Source organism: Sulfurospirillum diekertiae (assembly GCF_002309535.1).
In the GTDB taxonomy this organism is placed as follows: domain Bacteria; phylum Campylobacterota; class Campylobacteria; order Campylobacterales; family Sulfurospirillaceae; genus Sulfurospirillum; species Sulfurospirillum diekertiae.
This window is the reverse complement of the sequence record NZ_CP023275.1, coordinates 500,121-520,514: the sequence shown is the minus strand read 5'-3', so window position 1 is coordinate 520,514 and position 20,394 is coordinate 500,121. Positions and strand designations below refer to the sequence as shown.

Sequence of the window (20,394 nt, the reverse complement as noted above, 5' to 3'; positions counted from 1 at the left end):
ATTTACTGAATCGTTTGACCATTAACACTAATGGCACCATTTTTCATTGCTATTTCGTAAATGAAAAAGTCACCTTCCTCTTTTCCTAATGCAAAATCTTCAGCGGATGTCAGACCCAAGCTCTCAAGGGTTGCACGATCTTCTTTATGAACTTTGACTTTGGAAGTAATATCTAAAAGCCCAAGAAGTGCGAGAGGACTTTGTTTGTCACTATAGTTATTTTCTGCCACAACCAGTGTTGTGTCAATGCTGACATCTTTAAGATTGATCATCTCTGTGCTAAACCCTTGCAGTGCAATCCCTAAATCAAGCTTCACCCCATGATTGACAAGTGCTATAAAATCATCAATAAGAACTTTATCTTCAAGCGGTGTTGTTCCAAGAAGCAACATATTATAATCCGCTTGTACTTTTTTCATTGTATCCGAATTAATGCCTCGTAAGAAAAGTTTTGCAAAAAGTTTTTTGAGTGTGATATCTGCACTACTGTTATTGAGAGCAATATCATCAAACGTATAGTCTGCTTTGATTTGAAGATCTTTTTTGACATCTTCTACACTACTGTTGGCTTTGAGCGAACCTAGATCAAACTTGGCATTGGTATATTCATCATTAATTTCAAAAGCGTACTTACCAATTTTAAGGTCACCTTTGTTATTGAGATCGTCTTGATAGCTAAAGTTATAAACAAAGTCTTGAAGCTCGCTTTTAAACATAAACATATCACTGTTAATGCCAAAATTTTGTTTGCCAACACCAAGAACACCTTGAACACTACCACCACGTTCTGTCAGTGTCAGCATCTGTTTTTCCGTATCAATGCTCAGAACAGTACCTTCTGCTTTGATCTCTTCTTTGATATCTTTAAATTTCACGTCTTTGAGTTTTTGGTCACTACCAAATGTCATATCAAGCGCTAAAACACCTCGCGTTAAAAGGGGTAAAATGGCATCACTTGCCACTTTATCATTCGCAATGGATTCCTGAATAGAACGAGGTAATTGATTAAGACTCAAAGAGACTTTGACATCGCTGGGTAAAAAATTTGAATTCGTTATCTCACCTTTAAATTTTAAACCATCAAATGCGTCATTGATACCCTCATCAGTTTCCGTTTTCAAGCTTTCTGCAAAGAGCTTATATTGAGCATTTTTTTCAACCAATGTCGAGAGCAAAAAGTCGCGTGCTTTTTTCGCATCAACCACTTCAAGACTAAAGGTTCGTGTGCCCGTCATGTAACCGCTTTTACTTAAAATCTCTAGTTTTTGACCATTTTGTTCAAGCAATACTCTGTTGGTTTCTATACTACTGTCAACTTTATGCGAAACAACAAGAGGTGTTGCAGCTAATGCTGCCACCACAACAGAAGATATAACGATATATTTTATTTTTGACATACAGGGCCTTTATTATTTATAACCTATAACATAATAGGTATTTTTGTTAGGAACTTTTTCCAAAGTAATTTTGAACTTTGTGGCCCATTTACTAATTAACTCATTCACCTCAGCAATGAGATCTTCACCTGTAGCTTCATTTTTGATTTTAAAGTAATCTTTGTTACTAGAAAGCGCCACAAATGAGTGGTGAACTTTGAGGGCATCATGCAGTGCAAGAAGATGTTTTTCAATATGTTCAAAACCTATAGTATTGTTAATAACGCGCTCAAGTTGCGCTTGTGCATTTGGAGTAACCCCATAACCTAGTTGTGTTAAGATCGCCTGTTTTTCCATACGTTTTTTCCTTTTAATATTTTTTATTCGTCAAAATGCAAAGTTCTCTAGCGTTTTTGTGCAATGAGTACATCTTCAATCATTTTTGAAATATCACCATCCAAAATATTGCTCACTTGAGAATACGCAATATTGCTTCGAGTGTCTTTCACTTGCTGATACGGTGCTAAAACGTAACTGCGAATCTGATGTCCCCAGCCATTATCACTTTTTTCAACACCATCTTTCACAGCTTGTTGTTTTTCAAGCTCATATTCATACAAACGAGATTTCAACATTTTCATAGCGGTTGCTCTATTTTTGTGCTGAGATCTGTCATTTTGGCACTGTACCACAATACCGGTTGGCATATGAGTAATTCGAATCGCACTGTCCGTTTTATTGACGTGCTGACCACCCGCTCCACCAGAGCGATAGGTATCGACTTTAAGATCACGATCTTCGATGACAATGTCAATATCATCATCCACTTCAGGAGAAACCATGACAGAACTAAACGATGTGTGACGTTTTGCATTGGCATCAAAGGGACTAATACGTACCAAACGATGAATACCATTTTCGACCTTGAGGTAGCCATAAGCATTTTCCCCACTGATGATAAAGCTGACATCTTTAAGCCCAGCCTCTTCGCCCTCTTGGTAGTCAAGGACTTCGACTTTAAAGCCTAAGCGCTCTGCCCATCTTAGATACATTCTGTATAAGATACTCGCCCAATCTTGACTCTCAGTTCCACCAGCGCCTGGATGAATAGAAATAATAGCATTGTTATTGTCATTTTCACCACTGAGCATCATGGCAATTTCTAAATTGGTGATATGATCTTCCAAATGGTGTGCATCTTTATAAAGCTCTTCCAGTGTTGTTTCATCGTTTTCACTGTTTGCCATTTCATATAAATCCACGGCATCCACAACAACCGTATTTGCTTTGGTATAACGATTGAGTAAAGAGTTGAGTGCTGTTTTTTCTTTTTGTAACTCCGCTGCTTTTTTGGCATCATTCCAAAACTCAGGGTTTTGTTCAATCGTTTCGATCTCTTTAAGCCTTGAGATCAGCTCATCTGGCTTAATAATCTGTGCGATGTTATCCACTTTTGTGGTTAATTTTTTGAGAAGTTCGGTGTATTCGTAACTATCCAAATGGTTTCCTTTTGCTATAATACTCGCTTCAATTTAAGAGACCTCCAACAAAAGCCGTTTCTTAGAAGTCTAGTCTTATATTTTACTCAAAAGTGCCTAAAATGAAAATAGTAAAAACGATTGATGAACTCAAGCTCGCTAGAAGCGAGTTAAAAGGTACCATAGGCTTTGTTCCAACTATGGGAGCATTGCACAATGGACACCTCTCTTTAATGCAAAATGCTGTAGCTCAAAATGATCATGCCATTGTCTCTGTATTTGTCAACCCTACCCAATTTCTAGTAGGAGAAGATTTTAATACCTACCCTAAGCGTACTCAAGCCGATATTAAAATTTGTGAACTTGCAGGCGTAAGTATTTTATTTATGCCGACCCCTGAAGTAATGTACTCCTCTCTCGAGCCAAGTATCCTAGCACCAAGCGCTAAAGCCTATATTCTTGAAGGACTAGCTCGCCCTGGTCATTTTGATGGTGTTTTACGTGTGGTTCTGAAACTGTTTAACTTGACCAAACCAACACGGGCTTATTTTGGTAAAAAAGATGCGCAACAACTCTATTTGATTCAAAATATGGTTAAAAGCCTCTTTCTGGATTTGGAAATTGTTCCTTGTGAAATCGTCAGAGAAGATGATGATTTAGCGCTTTCTAGTCGCAATGTGTACCTAAATGCAAAAGAGCGCCAAGAGGCACTTTTACTGTGCGAATCCCTCAAAGTGGCAACCCATGACATTATCGCTGGAGAGCGTCATATTGAGGCTATTAAAGCTGAAATGTTGCGCACCCTAGCACCTTTACATGTAGAATACGTGGAAATTTTAAATCGTGATTTTGATACAATAGAAACCATTGAAATAGGCAACTCCATCATTCTCGTCTGCGCCAAAGTTGGCACGACTCGCCTCATTGATAATTTATGGATTTAAGGAATACATTGAAAAAACTACATTTAGTCTCACTTGGCTGCAACAAAAATCTCGTTGACAGTGAAGTCATGCTTGGCAAACTTCAAGCCTATGAAATGTGCGATGACCCAAGTCAGGCCGATGTCTTGATCGTCAATACGTGTGGCTTCATTGGACCTGCGAAAGAAGAGAGTCTTAACACCATTTTTTCACTGCATGAAGCCCGTAAAAAAGGCTCGTTGCTTGTGATGGCAGGCTGCCTTACCGAACGCTACAAAGAAGATTTGACGAAAGAGCTCAAAGAGGTTGATCTGTTTACGGGCGTGGGGGATTATGATAAAATTGATGAAATCATCGCACTTCGCCAAAACCGTTTTAGCCCTGCAACATACCTTTTAAACGAAGAAGAACGTATTATTACAGGCTCAAATGCACATGCGTATGTCAAACTTTCCGAAGGCTGTAATCAAGCGTGTAGCTTTTGCGCTATTCCTGGCTTTAAAGGCAAACTCCATTCTCGAACATTGGAATCTTTAGTGAAAGAGGTCAAAGCACTCGTTTCAAAAGGTTTTTATGATTTTAGCTTTATCTCGCAGGATAGTAGCTCCTTTCTTCGTGATGTGGGCGAAAAAGAGGGTTTGATTAAACTCATTGAGGCCGTAGAGCAAATCGAAGGCGTGAAAAGTGCGCGCATTTTATATCTTTATCCAACGACAACATCCAATGCTTTAATTGAGCGCATTATTAGCTCTCCCCTCTTTCATAATTACTTTGATATGCCGATCCAACACATCAGCGATTCTATGCTTAAACGTATGAAACGAGGGGCTGGACGTGAGCGTATCATTGAGCAACTTAACCTTATGCGCCAAGCGCCCAATAGCTTTATTCGCACCAGCTTTATTGTGGGTCACCCGGGTGAAAGTGAAGCAGAGTTTCAAGAGCTTTTGGACTTCACCAAAACGTTTGATTTTGATCGTGTGAACATCTTTGCCTATTCCGATGAAGAAGACACTTCCGCTTATGAAATGGATGAAAAAATCGACACCAAAACGATCAATAAACGCATTAAACAACTTGACAAACTCGTCCAAGCCAAAACGAAAAAAAGTTTTGAAAAAGAGGTCGGCAAAGAGGTGATCATCTTGGTTGAAGGAGAAAGTAGCGAGCATGAGTTTTTTATGGGCGCACGCGAGCTTCTCTGGGCACCGAGCATTGATGGCGAAGTCTTGGTTAATGACTCCGATATTGAGAACATTGAAGTAGGCCTTTGCTACCGTGCAACGATTACGGAGTGTGCGGGAGATCAACTCATTGCAACCATTACCTCTGTTGCATAACGCAACGATTGACCTTCTTAAAACATCCAAAAATCTTTTGGCATTCTCAGGCGGTGGAGACTCTACCGCCCTCTTCTTTTTACTGCTTGAGCAGAATATCCCTTTTGATATTGCCCATGTGAATTATCAAACAAGAGAGCAAAGTGACGTCGAAGAAGCGTATGCAAAAAAACTTGCCGATACTTACAATAAACAACTTTTCACCTTTACATGTAAACTTGAAAATGCCAATTTTGAACACTCTGCGAGGAAAGAGCGTTATACCTTTTTTGAAAACATCATCCAAGAACATGGCTACAATTCACTTTTAAGCGCACACCATTTAAACGATAAACTTGAATGGTTTTTAATGCAGCTAACTCGTGGTGCTGGGCTTGTTGAATTATTGGGTATGCAAGAGATAGAAGAGCGAGAGCATTACACGATGATCCGACCTCTTTTACATGTCAACAAAAAAACACTTCAAGCCTATCTTGAAAATTATAAAATTACTTACTTTACTGACGAAAGCAACACCTCTTTCAAACATGTACGCAACCAATTTCGCCATCACTATGCCAATCCGTTGATCGAAAATTATGAGGAGGGTATCGCTAAAAGTTTTCGCTATATGGAAGAAGATGCTAAACGTCTTTTACCCCATCAGGCTACTCGCATCAAAGACTTATTTCTCCTTCCCAAAGATGAAGATGACCTGATCAATATTCGTCATATTGATAAAATAGTCAAACTCCTCGGTATTCTCTTATCAAAAGCGCAAAGGGATGAGATTTTAAAAACGAAGAGCTGTGTGGTGGGTGGAAAAATTGCAGTCTGTTTTGAAGAAAAAATGATTTTGATAGCACCGTATCTCAAGCAAGCTATGGATAAAAAATTTAAAGAGAGGTGCCGTCAAGCACGCATTCCTTCAAAGATTCGCTCTTACCTCTTTACTTCGCATATTGATCTTAGCGCGTTGCGTTTAGATCATACACTTTAATCTTAAAGGTAGAGCTAATATTCTCTTTTCCAGATTCTAAATGAATAGGGAAATCTGCTTGAACAATACTGGAATAGCGGTTAAGTCCCTCTAAAAAGTTATAAAAATTTGTGGGTGTTTTCAATGTTGATGTTACATTGAGCTCGTACTCAACAAACTCTTTTTTATAGTCTGATTTGGTTACTTCTGTTAAAGAAACTTGCTTAAAGAATGTTCCCGCATAACGAATAAACTCTTCTTGTGTAAAAGGATGCTTGAACGCACTCATTATATGGACATTTTCTGCTTTGAGTTTGGAAAGCTCTGCTTCTCGCTCTAAGAAAAGGTTCTCAACTCTGGTTTTATGCACCAAGACCCGTTTATATTCTGCTTGAAGAACACGATGCTCTTTTACATTAGGAATAATGAGTAAGAAAACAAAACTAAAGGTAATGATGATAAACACCATCAAAAAAATGAGCAATTTCATAATATCTATTTTTTCTAAGCTTCTATCAAGGCTATTCACGGAAACCATCCTCGCCAAGAATTTTATTGATGCTCACAAAATTATACCAACCCTCTTTGGTTAAATAAAATGTCGTATTGCTCGTGTGAAAAATTGATTTTAAAGGAGCTGCTAACAAGAAATTAAAAGTGTCTTGTGTTGGTGAGACACCGTATAAAATAAGTGAGTTTCGCTCCATTTGAACTTTATTCAGCGTAATTTGATCCGGAACTAAATCAAAAAGATTTTTCATACTCTCTTTAAGCAGGGTATTATTGGAAAAGATCTCTTCAGAAATCGCTTTTTGGCGCAAAATAAGACCGATAGATTCATCATCTTCATCAATTTTTTTCTCTAGCATTTCACGCTCTTTCGTCAAATCAACGACACCATGTTTAAAAGAGCTCATCTCGATCACGATATAAAAATTGAAAATAATCATAAAGCAGGACATCAAGCTAATAAAAACAAGCCACATCTTACTAAAGAGTGAAAAGAAAGGTTTTGCGCGTGGTGCTATGAAACTTAGTCTCATTTAAAAACCTCTTTTATAGCTATATCGCACATACGATCACTGACGTCTACTTTATGGATTTCAACATCCATCATCAATTCATCTTCAAGTTGACGAATTAAATCAGAACTAATCTCATAGCCATCAAAAATGATAATCTCATCAATAAATTCACTCACATACAAAGGGTTATGATAATACTCTTCAAGCGATGATTTGAGATATTTGTACACTAAAAGATCGCGCCCATAAAGCTCTAGGCTCATATCTTCTTCTTTAACATCCTTCATCTCTTTATAAGGACTTATTGCTTTGTCATCAATATCTGAAAAGGAGTCAGTGGAGCGTAAATCATCAATATCTTCCAATTCGCCTAATTCCCCAAATTCACTGAGTTCTTCTATACCTTCATGCTCGGTATCTTCGTGCTCTTCAGCACTGATTTCTGGCATCTCATCAGAACTAACAATATCATCTTCTTCTTGCTCATTTTCCCAATCGTTGACATCGTTACTGCGTGTAAATGAAATATCGCTTTGTGTCTTAAAAAAGGCTCCAAAGTGAAGCTGTTTCGCCTCAAAAATGGCTAAAACAAAAAAATCTTGGCAATTTAAAATATAACAGGTTGGTTTATTTTTAAGCTTTTGGGAAACAACAAAATCACTGAGTATAATAAAAGGCGAATATACAAGATCAAGTCCTACTTCAGAAAAAAGGTTTTTTGCCCATTTAATTTCAATATATGATGCGTATGCTGACCATTGGTTAAACATAGCAACATGATGAACATTTTGTAAATCAACATTATGCTTATGAAAACTTGTATTGCCTGTTCCCGAGATAGCACCTTGTCCTAAAGAGCTTAATAAAAAAGCGATATACACGAATTGATACTCTTCTTGCAAAGAAATCAGATAATTTTCAAGTGATTTATCAAGCGCGTCAAGTGGAGGAGTCAACTCAAATGTTTTGGAAAAAGTTCTAATAATGGCACCATTTTTAAGTACCTTACAACTTAATGTACATTCTGTTTCACTTAACACAATAGCCACAAAAAGGTTCTGAAATTTTTTCTGAAGAACAGTTCTTATGCCCATATTACTGACTCTTTGTTCACATTACGACTCTTGTGTTAATTTGAATTGATACTATATATTAGACTAATATTGCTTAAGTTTTGTAAAATATCAAGCAAAAGTAATACCATATCCCCAAAGGGACTTACACCGCATGCTCTAAAAGTCGCTTTTGGATCAATGATTTTGCCTCTTCAAGTGAGAGTTCATGAACATAGAAAGGATTACCAAAATAGAATTCTATCGTACAAAATGGTTTAGGAATACAAAAGTGATCCCAACTCTTCATGCTCCAATACGAGGTTGGATTGCAATTCATGGTAATAATCGGTACTTTTTTCATCATTGCAAGCACTGCGGCACCATCGGCTACACTGTGTCTTGGCCCTCTTGGTCCATCAGGGGTGAGAGCGATATCGCGTCCTTTTTGAAGTGACTTTAACGCCTGCCTTAAAACAGAAGCCCCTCCCTTGGATGAGCTTCCACGTATCGTTCCTCCACCAAAAAGCTGCATTAGCCTTGCGGCCAATTCACCATCAAAATGACTACTGACAATGGTATCAGCCTCTACACGTTTCGTATAGTATGTGTAAGCTGCGGCTGCCATCAGTATCTCGCCATGCCACAAAACATAGATACTCGGCGTAGCAGAACCATTCTGCGGACGATAAAATTTCTTTTTACATGTAAAGAATAAAAGTTTAATCAATGCATAAATAAGAGGTGGAACAATCCACACTAAGAGTTTACGTTTAAACTCTTTAGAGAACAATTTCGCCATAGAGGGAGAGACGTTTTGGGTTGGTAATTTTGATATTTACGGTTTGTCCCAATAAACTCTCATCACCTTTAATCTGAACCAGTGCATTATTATCACTTCGTCCTGCTAAAAAACCACTATTACGCAGTTCATCAATATAAACAGGATAAATTTTATTGAGGTTTTTCGCGGCAATCTCATCTAAAATTTCATCTTGTAAAAGTTGTAATCGCTCTAAGCGCTGTGACCCTACTTCCGAATCGATTTGATTGGTAAACTCTGCCGCTTTGGTTAGAGGTCTTGGCGAGTATTTAAAGGCGAAAATCTGTTCAAATTTCACGTGTCGCATGACATCCAGTGTATCTTCAAAATCGGCATCACTTTCCCCTGGAAAAGCGACAATAATATCGGTACTAATAGAGACATCAGGAATCATTTCACGAAGTTTTAAAGCTCTATTTAAAAACCACTCTTTGCTATAACCCCGTTTCATCTGCTCTAAGATATGCGTGGAACCACTCTGCAATGGCATGTGCATTGACTTACATACTTTTGGATTATTGGCAAAAGTCTCTAAAAATTTATCATCCATATGCAGGGGATGGGGAGAAGTAAAACGAATGCGCTCTACTTCGGGGATTTCACTGATAAGGTTAAGTAGGTCTGAAAAATCCATGGAACGCTCTACGTTACCGCTAAAACGTCTGCCATAATTGTTTACATTTTGACCGAGTAAGAAAATCTCTTTAGCCCCATTTTGAGCAGCTTTGCGTGCTTCATTGACAATCAATTCTGCAGGAATGGATATCTCATCGCCTCTCGTTTGCGGGACGATGCAGTAGGTACATTTTTTATCACACCCAATGGAGATATTCACATACGCTTTGTAAAGACTATTGCGATACTCGCCAAAAGCGTACGTACTCTCATCATAATCGGTGTCGACACTTAAAAATTTTTCGGTATTAACGGCAGTGGAGATTTTGGAGACATTACGTGCTCCAATGACAAAACTCACATAGGGAGCCCGTCTAAAAATCTCTTTTCCTAAGTGGCTTGCGGTACATCCGCATACACCAATTTTTGCACCCTCTTTTTTTTGAAGGTTATACTTACCAATCTCTGAAAACAGTTTACTCACAGGCTTTTCACGTACACTACATGTGTTGACCAAAATAAGATCTGCCTCTTGCAGACTATTGGTCAAGACATAATTTTCTTTATCACCTAGTTCGGCGATAATGTGCTCAGAATCTCGCACATTCATCGCGCAACCAAGTGTTTCTATATAAAGTTTCTTTTCCTCTAAAATACCCAAAATATAGCCTTAAAGAATGTGTACTTCGTACATATAATCGCTCTCACCCAAACCGTAGCGAATATCTCTTAAATAGACACTAAACCCTTGTGCTTCAAAGTGTTCTACCAAGCTTACGAGGTCTTTATGAGAGTTTTCTTTATCAAAATAGAAGATCTTTTGTCCCTCTTTTTCAATAATCTCGGTCACTTTCTCCAATGTAATTGTCTTTGGTTTTCCATTAATTTCATTTCGTGCTAATTTGATTTCCATTGTAAACCTCTTTTCTATCGCAAAAATTATCGTATGTGTACAACACGCACAAAGATATATCGCGAAGTATACTTTAATTTCAATAAATTCCTCATTAAAAGCAAACAACCACCTTCTCATAAAGAAAAATAAAAGAAGATTTTAGTTATAATCCTTACTCTTCACCGCAATCGTTTAAATTTCCATTTTTGATTTTTCATCATTGCGATTACACCATGATATAAAAATACGTATCTTTATTAAGGAAACCTATGGAAAAAATTATAGACATTATAGAATCTATTGCCCATGAAAAAGGGTTGGATATTAACGAAGTTAAAAATACCGTTACACTTGCTCTTGTCAAAACAGCCAAAAGAATTTATGGCGCAGAATACGAATATGGCGCAGAAATAGACCCAGCCACTAAAACACTTAAACTCTATCAAAAAGTCATTGTCGTTGAACCTGATGATACAAGACTTTTAGAAGGTAATGAAAATTTTATTGCTATTAAAGATGCTAAAGAGGTTGACCCAGAGATCGAAATTGGTGATGAACTTACCTATGAATTGCCACTTGATAATCTAGGAAGAACCGCAGCAGCAACGCTTCAAAAAGAGCTTGAATACCACATTCAACGTCTCCTTGAAAACAATATTTTTGAAAAATATCAAAAACTTGTAGGCAAAACTGTTTTTGGATCTGTCGTGCGCGTTGATAACGATGAAAATACCTATATTGAAATTGAAGAAATTAGAGCGGTATTGCCACGCAAAAACCGTATCAAAGGTGAAAAATTTAAAGTCGGCAACGTGGTCAAAAGTGTCATTCGTAAAGTTCTCATTGATAAAACACAAGGAATGTATGTCGAACTTTCTCGTACCAGTCCAAAATTTTTAGAATCTCTTTTAGAACTTGAAGTTCCTGAGATCAAAGATGAACTCATTAAGATTATTGGCAGTGCTAGAATTCCAGGAGAACGCGCAAAAGTAGCACTCAGTTCATTGCACCCTAATATTGACGCTGTTGGGGCAACTGTCGGTACAAAAGGTGTGAGAATTAATGCGGTCAGTAAAGAGTTACATAATGAAAATATTGACTGTATCGAATACTCCAATATTCCTGAAATCTTCATCGCACGTGCTCTTTCTCCTGCGATTATTTCCAATGTCAAAATTCAAAATGGTAAAGCCATTGTAACGCTTCCAAGCGATCAAAAATCAAAAGCAATTGGTAAGAATGGCATCAATATTCGTCTTACTTCGATGTTAACAGGATTTGAAATTGAATTGGTCGAATCGGGTGGAACAACTGCAAACAGTGATGCAAGCAGTGATGAACAAGCAGAACAACGTGATCCAAACGCCCTTAAAAACCTTTTTGGCGGACTTTAAGAACTTCTTTACATGTAAAGCTTTTTTGCTTTACATGTAAAACTTTTTTGCAAACTTACTCTGTCTTTTCTTTCACGTATTCAGCACCATGATTGACCTTCTCTTTGGTCCATTGGGCGCCATCTTTAGCATCTTTTTTAATACCACCCCATGTCGCACAGCCACTCATTAATAAAACGGTTACTAGCACTAAAAGAATATTTTTCATTGTTGGCTCCTTTTAAAATTATTTATCCTCGTCGTTTAAAATGAGGATTGAGTTTTGTTAAAATCAAATCGGCAATCATATTGCCAAATAAAGTCAAAAAAGATGAAATAATCAGTATTCCCATAATCACAGGATAATCCCTGCTCAATGCACTTTGATAAAACAAGAGTCCCATGCCATTAATCGCAAAAATAGACTCCAAAATCACACTACCCCCGATAAGTCCTGGCAGCGAAAGTCCTAGAATCGTCACAATGGGAGGTGAGAGATTCGGCAAAATAAAACGCATTAAAAGTGCCCTTCCCTCAATACCCCTACTTTTGGCAAAAAAGATATAGTCACTTTTTAAAATATTGAGTGTCAAACTTCGCACATACAAAATCAAACTTCCAAGCCCACCAAAGACCATTACAAAGATTGGTAAGGCTAAATGCCATGCCATATCCGCCATGTAAACAATACCATTTCCACTAATGCCTTGTGAGTGCAATCCTGAGATAGGAAACAGTTTCCACTGTACCGAGAGAAGAATAACCAACAACAAAGAGAGGTAAAACGAAGGCATTGCGTAGCTGATAAGGGCAAACTGTTTGATGCTTTTATCATAAAGGCTTGATTGTTTCATAGCAGATTTTATACCCCAATACAAAGCCAGTATAAAGACGAAAATTAAACTAACAACATTCATCAAAAGGGTGATAGGAAGTCGCTCTAGAATTTCATCGCGCACAGCCTTGCCACTAGCAAACGAGATACCGAAGTCTAGCTGGAGCATCGCTTTAAACCATGCAAAAAATTGTGCGGGCAAAGATTGATCAAGTCCATAAACGTGTTTGAGTTGCTCTAATGCTTCTGGTGTAATGTTAGGATTGAGTTCACCACTGGCAAAGAAAGAGTTTGGAGCAAGATGAATTGCTCCAAAAGAGATTAACGAGATGATACAGAGCATTAGTACTACATATCCAAGTTTTTGCAGCACTAATTTCATGTGTTTACCTTATTTTTGATTATCCCAGGCCAGTACGGTATGACCTTCTGCATCAGTTTCATCCATACCCATACCCATAATGCTGTATCCTGCATCAACATAGTGAACTTCACCGGTTACACAGCTTGAGAGATCGCTTAAAAGATACATACCGCTGTTACCCACTTCATCGGTCGTTACATTTTTGCGAAGAGGGGCATTGATCTCATTCCAATTCAAGATCATTCTAAAATCACCAATACCACTGGCTGCCAATGTTTTGATAGGACCTGCACTAATCGCATTCACACGAATTCCTCGACGTCCAAGATCAACGGCAAGGTAACGTACACACGATTCTAATGCCGCTTTTGCAACGCCCATTACATTGTAGTGAGGTACATAACGAGGTCCACCCAAGTACGTTAAAGTCAAAATAGAGCCATTATCGTTCATCGCTGGTAAACATGCGCGTGAGAGTGAAACCAATGAATAGGCTGATGTACCAAGAGCAATATCAAAGGCTTCTTTGGTAGTATCGACAAATCTACCTGTCAATGCCTCTTTAGGAGCATACGCAACGGAGTGAACCACAAAATCGATCTTGCCAAAGTCTTTTTCTAATGAAGCCGTTAATGCTTCCAAATGTGCTGGATTATTGATGTCAAGCTCATACACTTTGTCACAACCAAACTCTTCAGCAATCGGACGTACTCTTTTTTCTAATTGTTCATTTAAATACGTAAATGCTAACTCTGCACCTTGTTCTTTACATGCTTTTGCAATCCCATATGCAATTGATTTATTATTGGCGATACCTACAATAAGACCTTTTTTGCCTTTCATGATCATTCTCAAACTCCTCTTATTTTGTTACATTATCTGCGATATGAATCATCTCGCAAAATGCTTTTTCATTCCAACTCGCTGTTCCTACTAAAACACCATCACATGCTTTTACATGTAAAATAGTATTTATATTATCAACTTTAACACTACCACCATACAACAAAGGCGTGCAGAGTTTTTCACGAAGTCGTGTTAAAACTTCTTCAATGTCTTCTAAACTAGCGCTCAACCCTGTACCAATTGCCCAAACAGGCTCGTACGCAATGATGAGTTTGTCATAATTAATTTCAATACCCTCAAACTGCTCCCAAAGATAGCTCATCACGGCATCAATGCCTTGCACACGAATTTCAGCAGGTTCACCAATACAATAGACAATTTCTACTTCTCTTGCTTTTGCAAAATCATATTTCGCAGCGATAAAACTTTGCGATTCTTTAAGAATATGACGTCTCTCACTATGCCCAATAAGCACCGTATCAATACCAAATTCTTCAAGCTGTTCAAAGCCAATTTCGCCTGTATACGAACCACTCTGCACCGGATAAAAGTTTTGTGCACCCACCTTGAGAGTGGATACTTCATCAAAATGATCCAATGCCGTAAAGGGTGCAAAAATACGTACCTGTTGTTCACTTTTTGTGTTAGAAATAAAGGCTTGAATCTCTTGGATAAAAGCCTTCGCTGCACCTCTGGTGTAGTTTGTTTTGAAATTTGAAGCAATAATCATGCTTACTCAGTCTCATCTTTACTTAAAACTTTAACGCCCGGAAGTTCTTTACCCTCAATAAGCTCTAAACTTGCCCCACCACCGGTAGAGATAAATGTCATCTCATCGGCATCGCCAGCGCGCGCCACCACATCTGCGGTATCGCCACCACCCACAACCGTTGTTGCATGGGCTTCTGCAATCACATGAGACATTTTGAAACTACCTTTCGAGAATTTCTCAAGCTCAAAAACACCCATTGGACCATTCCAAAGAATCGTTTGTGCATCTGCGAGTGCTTCTCTAAAGAGTCGTGATGTTGCAGGTCCAATGTCCAAGCCCATCCAACCTTTTGGAATTTCTTGAACGGTAACGAACTTAATCGTAGCATCTTGAGAGCATGTTTGCGCAGCAACAACGTCCACTGGAAGGTAAATTTTTACCCCTAAACGTTTAGCCTCTTCCATAACGCGGTTTGCTTCATCCAGCAACTCATCTTCAACGATTGAATTGCCAATGTCGAGTCCTTGCGCTTTTAAGAATGTAAATGCCATACCGCCACCAATAACGAGTTTATCGACACGTGGGAGCAAGTTAACCAGCGCTTGAAGTTTACCACTGACTTTACTACCACCGACAACGGCGACAAAGGGACGTGTTGGACGACGAAGAAGGTTCTTAGAAAATTCAACCTCTTTTTGAAGGAGAAATCCTGCTGCAGAACTTTTTTCATTAAAATAGTGGGTAATCGCTTCAACGGAAGCATGTGCACGATGACATACACCAAAGGCATCGTTAATGTACACTTCTGCCATATCCGCCAGCGCTTTTGCAAACTCTTCGTCATTGGCTGTTTCACCTTTGCTGAAACGAAGATTTTCTAAAAGTAAAATTTCACCCGGCTGAAGCGCCGCTGCTTTTTCTGTTGCATCTTTACCAATCACATCGGCAGCCAAAACAACTTCTTTGTCTAAAAGACGTTTGAGTCTCATTTGGACGGGGGCAAGTGAATATTTCTCATCCACGGCACCCTTGGGGCGACCCAAGTGACTTGCCAAAATGATAGAGCAACCATGATCTAAACAATAACGAATGGTAGGGATCGCTGAGCGTACACGTCTATCGTCCGTAATATTGGTAAACTCATCTAAAGGCACATTGAAATCACAACGAATAAAAACTTTTTTACCTTCAATATCCAAATCTCTAATAGAGCGAATCATTCCCTATCCTTTTATTTACTTACGTGAACAGCCATATCGATCAAACGTGTCGAATAGCCCCACTCATTGTCATACCACGCCATTACTTTAACCATATTGCCACAAATCACTTGTGTCAAATCAACGGCAACAATGGAGCTCCATGATGTAGTCACGAAATCTTGAGAAACTCTTTGTTCAACATCAACTTCCAAAATACCTTTGAGTTTTCCGTTAGCATGCTCCGTAAAAAGCGCGTTGATCTCTTCTTTGGTTGTCTCTTTTTTAAGGACAACGTTCAGATCAACCATAGAAACATTAGGTGTTGGAACACGAACGCTTTGTCCATGTAAACGTCCTTTAAGGTGTGGGAGAACCAAGCCGATTGCTTTGGCTGCACCCGTACTCGTTGGGATCATATTAACCGCCGCTGCACGTGCACGACGTAAATCATTTTTACGGTGTTTCACATCTAAAATATTTTGATCATTCGTATACGAGTGAACCGTTGTCATTAACCCTTTGTCAATGCCAAACGCATCATCAAGCACTTTGGCAACAGGTCCTAGACAATTTGTAGTACAGCTAGCATTGGAGACAATGGCTTGCCCTGCATAGGTATGTTCATTGACACCTAAAACGAAAGTGGGTGTATCATCTTTTGCCGGGGCAGAGAGTACCACTTTTTTGACACCATTGTCGATAAACACCTGCATATCTTTTTGGGTTAACAGTGCTCCTGTACATTCAAGAACGACATCCACACCATAATCTGCAAAATTAAGTTCTTTGGCATCACGGGTTGAGAACATCTTCACTTTTGATTTTCCCATTTGCATATAATCATTTTCAAGTAATTCAACGTGACCTTGGAAAACGCCATGGACACTATCGTATTTAAGTAGTTGTTTTGTGGTAGCACGTTCAGCTGTGTCATTCACACATACAAGCTCAACGTCATCGCGTGAATCAATAATTCTAGCAACGCATCTTCCAATGCGACCAAATCCATTTATAGCAATTTTGAGTGCCATAGGTATTCCTTTTGATATAATAGTCGTTTTAATCCATCTAGCTTTTAGAAAAGCGAATTATTTTAGCAAAAATGATGTATAAAAAAGTTTAAAGTACATGGAGTCTTACAGTTGAACATAGCTATCTTTGGAGGTTCTTTCGATCCTCCTCACTCTGGACACGAACTCATTGTTAAAAAAGCCCTTGAAATTCTTGATATTGATAAGCTTTTAGTTGTTACTACGTACCTCAGCCCTTTTAAAGAAAGTTTTTGTGCTCCCGCTGCTATGCGCCAAAAATGGCTGGCTAAGATGTTTGAAGGTATGGAGAAAGTCGAAATTTTTTCATATGAATGTGATCAAAAAAGACAAGTTCCCACCATCGAAACTGTTTTACATGTAAAGCGTTTGTACCCAGGAGCTAAACTCTTTTTGCTCGTTGGAAGTGATAGTTTTTCTGCACTTCCTAAATGGAACCGCTACGATGAGCTTTGTAACCTTGTTGAATTTGTTGTAGCACCAAGAGGAGAGTTTACTCCTCCAAAAGGCTTGAAAATTTTACCAATTAATGTTAATATCAGTTCTTCAAAGCTCCGCTCATTTTTGGACCCAAGATTTATTCCAAAAGCCATCAAAAATGAAGTGATAGCGTTTTATACAAGGAATCCAATGGATAATAGAATTGAAAGAATCGTAACTGCTCTAAGCGACAAAAAAGCAGAAGATATACAAGTATTTGATATGAGTGGCAAAGATTATTTTGTTAACACTGTTGTTATAGCAACGACAATGGGTGAGCGACACGGGCTTTCACTTTTAGATCATCTCAAAACAGAGCTTAAAGGCGCAGGTGAAAGTTTTTTAAATGTTGATGCTGATGACAACTGGACAGTGATTGATATGGGCGATGTTCTCATTCACCTTATGACACCGCAATATCGTCTCAAATATAACTTAGAACTCTTTCTCAAAGAGAGAGAAGAAGAAATGAAAAAAGTAAGAAGCGTAGAATAGTCTACGCCTTCTCTTTACATGTAATTTAAAGCTATTTGATTTTCACTGCTTCCCAAACAAGTAAAATAAACCATCCTCAGCCTTGTAATCTTTTTGTGATATAAAAATATAGTATTAAGCTCTTCTTCCCTATACTAATATGTCCCATATGCATATAGTATCAAATAGAAGGAATCACTGAATAAACAGATGAAAATTATTTTATTGATTGCATTAAGTGTCGGTCTACTTTTAGCTGACTCACTCGACTCTTTACTCCAAGAATATAAAACAACTTCCGATAATTCATTGCAAACGGTCAATGAAAAAATTGGACATGTTATTATTTATTCGCAAAAAGAAATTCGATTGATGCAATACACAAAACTCAATGATATTTTAAAAGAACTCCCTCTTCTTAACGTTAATACCAACCAATTTGGCTTGACCAATTACTCTCTGATCGGTTCTAAAACAACCACCAGTGGCTTTTTTAGATTTTTTATTAATGACCATGAAATCAGTTCAGGTTACGATCAATCCACTTCACTCTCTTGGAGCGATTTACCTTTAGATTTTGTTGATCACGTTGAGATTTATTACGGTGAAAGTTCCTTTTCCTTTGGCAATGAAACCGGTATCTATTTTGTACGTATTTACACCAAATCAGCGCTGAAAGAGAATGGCTCTGAACTCAATGGATTGGTCACAACAAAAGGTTCTCATTCAGAAAGTTTTACCAACTCTTCAAGTTTGGAAAATGGTTGGTCTTATTTAATGTTTCTCAACCATGAACAGATTAAACACACTACACTTTACGATGGTCACAAACTTAATACCAATGGTGATAAAAAATATCTTTATACTGACATTAGTAATGAGACCACAAAAATCAACATGGGCTATACGGATGTTTCTAAAAATAATTATGCGGGACTCGCCCTTGATGCCACGCCTGATAGTGGGCAAAATCTTTCTAAAGATTTTTTCATTAACTATACACACTATTTTCTAGATGACAAGTCGCTTAAAGCCAACCTCTCTGTCGATGTAAATGATCGAAGTTATGATGAAGCAAATACACAAGGTATAGGACTCATCCCCGTTTTAAATTTCTCCAATCTTGGAGCTACCATTCCTAAAAATTTTAACGAAGATCTACGTTTTGTCAAAACCAATGCTTATCTTTCTAAATCATTTGATGTTGAAGACAACACATTCATCGCGGCACTCAATGTTAAAAATAAAACCTATGATGTGCAAAACCGTGAAACCACCAATTTCATGAATCAAACACGCAATGTAGGAAACTATAACGCTTTTGATGAAGAGACTACTTCATCGGTACTCTTTCAAGACAATTATAAACTAAACGATACACTTATTTTAGTGGCTAATGCAAAACTTGATTCCTATGATCGTAATGCCTACCTGCAAGACAGCACAGAAACGCTTTTGAGAGTTGGCGCTATCTATACCCCAACCGAAAATTGGGGGTTTAAAAGTTTTTATACTCAAACAGCCCTTCCTCCATCTTTTTATAATGTCGATTATGCAGATAGAACCAAACCCAATCTAAAATCTCAGCAGTATTATATCTATACCCTCGAAGCAGTTTATACTAAAGGAGATTCCAAATTTGGTATCAACTATAATCATGTTGATATGGATAATTTTCTCTATCTTACCCCTGTTGGATTTATCAATATTGACCGTACTATCACCACAAATGGGCTTATTTTTGACTACGAGTATAGCTTTTCCGATAGAGATAAAATTAAACTCAATTACTATACTTCCAATTTGAGCGAGACCGTCAATAACTCAACCAAAGGCGGTTTTATCAAATTTATGGGTGGGTATCAAAAGTTTGATTATTTCACTTCCGTAATCTATCGAAATGGCTATGAATACCTTAATCTTGATATTCCCGATAGCTTTGATATGAGCCTTGGTGCGACCTATCATGTCACAAAAGATTTGAGTTATAGTATCAAAGCTAGCAATATTTTAGATAAATCGACAAAGTCACTGTATTTAGAAAACTTTGGAAGAACCAATTTTGCATTAGATGACAATGATCGAAGTGTTACTTTCTCCTTTAGGTGGGTTTTCTAATGAAAAGACTCATCCTCCTTTTAACTTTTTTTGGCCTTTTGTCAGCAGAAAACTATACTTTTTTGGTTCAACCTTACAGCAAAGAGATAGAACTTGAGGCAAAAATCATCTCTGAAATTGCAACATCCTCTCTTCATGAAGAGATCAAACTTTTTATTCCCAATATGTCAGAAATGGAAAGGAAAGTCTATTCTCAATATTTTACGCTCACTCAAAAATGTGAAACATCTAACTTTGTTTTTGTCAATAAAACGGTAGAGCGTGAGACGTTATGTGACAATACTAAAAGACTCTTTTTTACAAACAACTATCGTAAATTATTATCAGATGACAAATACTATGGAGCACTTTTTTGGAACAAGAGTAGGCCTAATATTGTTTTTATTAAAAATAGACTTGATAAAAAGGCTATTGTCTTGCCTCAAACCTTCAATCAATTTATAGAAGGAATCTAAT

General features: G+C 37.9%; 22 protein-coding genes. 7 read left to right on the top strand and 15 right to left on the bottom strand.

The genetic code is table 11. From position 1 onward, the window contains the following. Window positions 1–2: 2 nt before the first annotated feature. From SJPD1_RS02715 to prfB, 3 genes are read right to left on the bottom strand one after another with little or no spacing between them, the layout of a single operon-like run. Window positions 3–1,397, bottom strand: coding sequence for a YdgA family protein (locus SJPD1_RS02715; RefSeq protein WP_096045862.1), 1,395 nt, complete (start codon window positions 1,395–1,397; stop codon window positions 3–5). Between the two features lie 12 nt (window positions 1,398–1,409). Continuing rightward, window positions 1,410–1,733 (bottom strand): hypothetical protein, encoded by a 324-nt coding sequence (locus SJPD1_RS02710; protein ID WP_096045861.1) that lies wholly within the window; start codon window positions 1,731–1,733, stop codon window positions 1,410–1,412. A 47-nt stretch (window positions 1,734–1,780) separates the two neighbouring features. Further along, window positions 1,781–2,875 carry a peptide chain release factor 2 gene (gene prfB, locus SJPD1_RS02705; RefSeq protein WP_096045860.1) on the bottom strand — a complete coding sequence of 365 codons (1,095 nt, stop codon included), beginning with the start codon at window positions 2,873–2,875 and terminating at the stop codon, window positions 1,781–1,783. A gap of 101 nt (window positions 2,876–2,976) precedes the next feature. Here prfB and panC point away from each other — a divergent pair, with 101 nt between their 5' ends. From panC to tilS, 3 genes are read left to right on the top strand one after another with little or no spacing between them, the layout of a single operon-like run. After that, complete coding sequence (gene panC / locus SJPD1_RS02700; protein WP_096045859.1) at window positions 2,977–3,798, top strand: pantoate--beta-alanine ligase; 822 nt, start codon at window positions 2,977–2,979, stop codon at window positions 3,796–3,798. 8 nt (window positions 3,799–3,806) lie between these two features. After that, entirely contained in the window at window positions 3,807–5,117 is a 1,311-nt protein-coding gene (gene rimO / locus SJPD1_RS02695) for a 30S ribosomal protein S12 methylthiotransferase RimO (protein WP_096045858.1), read from the top strand. Further along, window positions 5,092–6,096, top strand: a complete 1,005-nt coding sequence (tilS, locus tag SJPD1_RS02690) for a tRNA lysidine(34) synthetase TilS (protein WP_096045857.1) — start codon at window positions 5,092–5,094, stop codon at window positions 6,094–6,096. The genes rimO and tilS overlap by 26 nt, the downstream gene beginning before the upstream one ends. Here tilS and SJPD1_RS02685 read toward each other — a convergent pair. The 6 genes from SJPD1_RS02685 to SJPD1_RS02660 form a co-directional block, all read right to left on the bottom strand. Further along, window positions 6,065–6,604, bottom strand: a complete 540-nt coding sequence (locus tag SJPD1_RS02685) for a hypothetical protein (protein WP_087437782.1) — start codon at window positions 6,602–6,604, stop codon at window positions 6,065–6,067. The two genes, tilS and SJPD1_RS02685, sit on opposite strands and share 32 nt — an antisense overlap. Next, the gene (locus tag SJPD1_RS02680) at window positions 6,597–7,118 is read right to left on the bottom strand and encodes a hypothetical protein (protein WP_087437781.1); all 522 of its coding nucleotides are present in this window, start codon (window positions 7,116–7,118) and stop codon (window positions 6,597–6,599) included. The genes SJPD1_RS02685 and SJPD1_RS02680 overlap by 8 nt, the downstream gene beginning before the upstream one ends. Further along, a complete protein-coding gene (locus SJPD1_RS02675) occupies window positions 7,115–8,194 on the bottom strand; it encodes a hypothetical protein (protein WP_096045856.1) in 1,080 nt (359 codons plus the stop codon). The genes SJPD1_RS02680 and SJPD1_RS02675 overlap by 4 nt, the downstream gene beginning before the upstream one ends. Window positions 8,195–8,318: 124 nt before the next feature. After that, window positions 8,319–8,954, bottom strand: coding sequence for a lysophospholipid acyltransferase family protein (locus SJPD1_RS02670; RefSeq protein WP_096045855.1), 636 nt, complete (start codon window positions 8,952–8,954; stop codon window positions 8,319–8,321). Then, window positions 8,935–10,200, bottom strand: coding sequence for a tRNA (N6-isopentenyl adenosine(37)-C2)-methylthiotransferase MiaB (miaB, locus tag SJPD1_RS02665; RefSeq protein ID WP_245391479.1), 1,266 nt, complete (start codon window positions 10,198–10,200; stop codon window positions 8,935–8,937). The genes SJPD1_RS02670 and miaB overlap by 20 nt, the downstream gene beginning before the upstream one ends. Window positions 10,201–10,260: 60 nt before the next feature. After that, window positions 10,261–10,503: an HP0268 family nuclease gene (locus SJPD1_RS02660; RefSeq protein WP_087437777.1), complete on the bottom strand. Its 243-nt coding sequence runs from the start codon at window positions 10,501–10,503 to the stop codon at window positions 10,261–10,263. 251 nt (window positions 10,504–10,754) lie between these two features. Here SJPD1_RS02660 and nusA point away from each other — a divergent pair, with 251 nt between their 5' ends. Continuing rightward, window positions 10,755–11,879 carry a transcription termination factor NusA gene (gene nusA, locus SJPD1_RS02655; protein WP_096045853.1) on the top strand — a complete coding sequence of 375 codons (1,125 nt, stop codon included), beginning with the start codon at window positions 10,755–10,757 and terminating at the stop codon, window positions 11,877–11,879. A 55-nt stretch (window positions 11,880–11,934) separates the two neighbouring features. Here nusA and SJPD1_RS14475 read toward each other — a convergent pair whose 3' ends face one another. From SJPD1_RS14475 to gap, 6 genes are read right to left on the bottom strand one after another with little or no spacing between them, the layout of a single operon-like run. Beyond that, window positions 11,935–12,087: a hypothetical protein gene (locus SJPD1_RS14475; RefSeq protein ID WP_167750141.1), complete on the bottom strand. Its 153-nt coding sequence runs from the start codon at window positions 12,085–12,087 to the stop codon at window positions 11,935–11,937. 22 nt (window positions 12,088–12,109) lie between these two features. Further along, window positions 12,110–13,075 carry an ABC transporter permease gene (locus SJPD1_RS02650; RefSeq protein WP_096045852.1) on the bottom strand — a complete coding sequence of 322 codons (966 nt, stop codon included), beginning with the start codon at window positions 13,073–13,075 and terminating at the stop codon, window positions 12,110–12,112. 9 nt (window positions 13,076–13,084) lie between these two features. Then, window positions 13,085–13,906 (bottom strand): enoyl-ACP reductase FabI, encoded by an 822-nt coding sequence (gene fabI / locus SJPD1_RS02645; RefSeq protein WP_096045851.1) that lies wholly within the window; start codon window positions 13,904–13,906, stop codon window positions 13,085–13,087. A gap of 13 nt (window positions 13,907–13,919) precedes the next feature. Next, window positions 13,920–14,633: a triose-phosphate isomerase gene (locus SJPD1_RS02640; protein ID WP_096045850.1), complete on the bottom strand. Its 714-nt coding sequence runs from the start codon at window positions 14,631–14,633 to the stop codon at window positions 13,920–13,922. 2 nt (window positions 14,634–14,635) lie between these two features. Beyond that, on the bottom strand, window positions 14,636–15,835 hold the full coding sequence (locus SJPD1_RS02635; RefSeq protein WP_096045849.1) for a phosphoglycerate kinase: 1,200 nt from the start codon (window positions 15,833–15,835) through the stop codon (window positions 14,636–14,638). Between the two features lie 11 nt (window positions 15,836–15,846). Continuing rightward, window positions 15,847–16,848 carry a type I glyceraldehyde-3-phosphate dehydrogenase gene (gene gap / locus SJPD1_RS02630; protein ID WP_096045848.1) on the bottom strand — a complete coding sequence of 334 codons (1,002 nt, stop codon included), beginning with the start codon at window positions 16,846–16,848 and terminating at the stop codon, window positions 15,847–15,849. Window positions 16,849–16,959: 111 nt separating this feature from the next. On the opposite strand from gap, the gene nadD reads away from it, so the two are divergent. The 3 genes from nadD to SJPD1_RS02615 all read left to right on the top strand — a co-directional run bounded on the left by nadD (window position 16,960) and on the right by SJPD1_RS02615 (window position 20,393). Next, on the top strand, window positions 16,960–17,841 hold the full coding sequence (gene nadD, locus SJPD1_RS02625; RefSeq protein WP_096045847.1) for a nicotinate (nicotinamide) nucleotide adenylyltransferase: 882 nt from the start codon (window positions 16,960–16,962) through the stop codon (window positions 17,839–17,841). A 189-nt stretch (window positions 17,842–18,030) separates the two neighbouring features. After that, window positions 18,031–19,938, top strand: coding sequence for a TonB-dependent receptor plug domain-containing protein (locus SJPD1_RS02620; protein ID WP_096045846.1), 1,908 nt, complete (start codon window positions 18,031–18,033; stop codon window positions 19,936–19,938). Beyond that, window positions 19,938–20,393 (top strand): hypothetical protein, encoded by a 456-nt coding sequence (locus tag SJPD1_RS02615; protein ID WP_096045845.1) that lies wholly within the window; start codon window positions 19,938–19,940, stop codon window positions 20,391–20,393. The genes SJPD1_RS02620 and SJPD1_RS02615 overlap by 1 nt, the downstream gene beginning before the upstream one ends. The last annotated feature ends 1 nt before the right edge of the window (window position 20,394 follow it).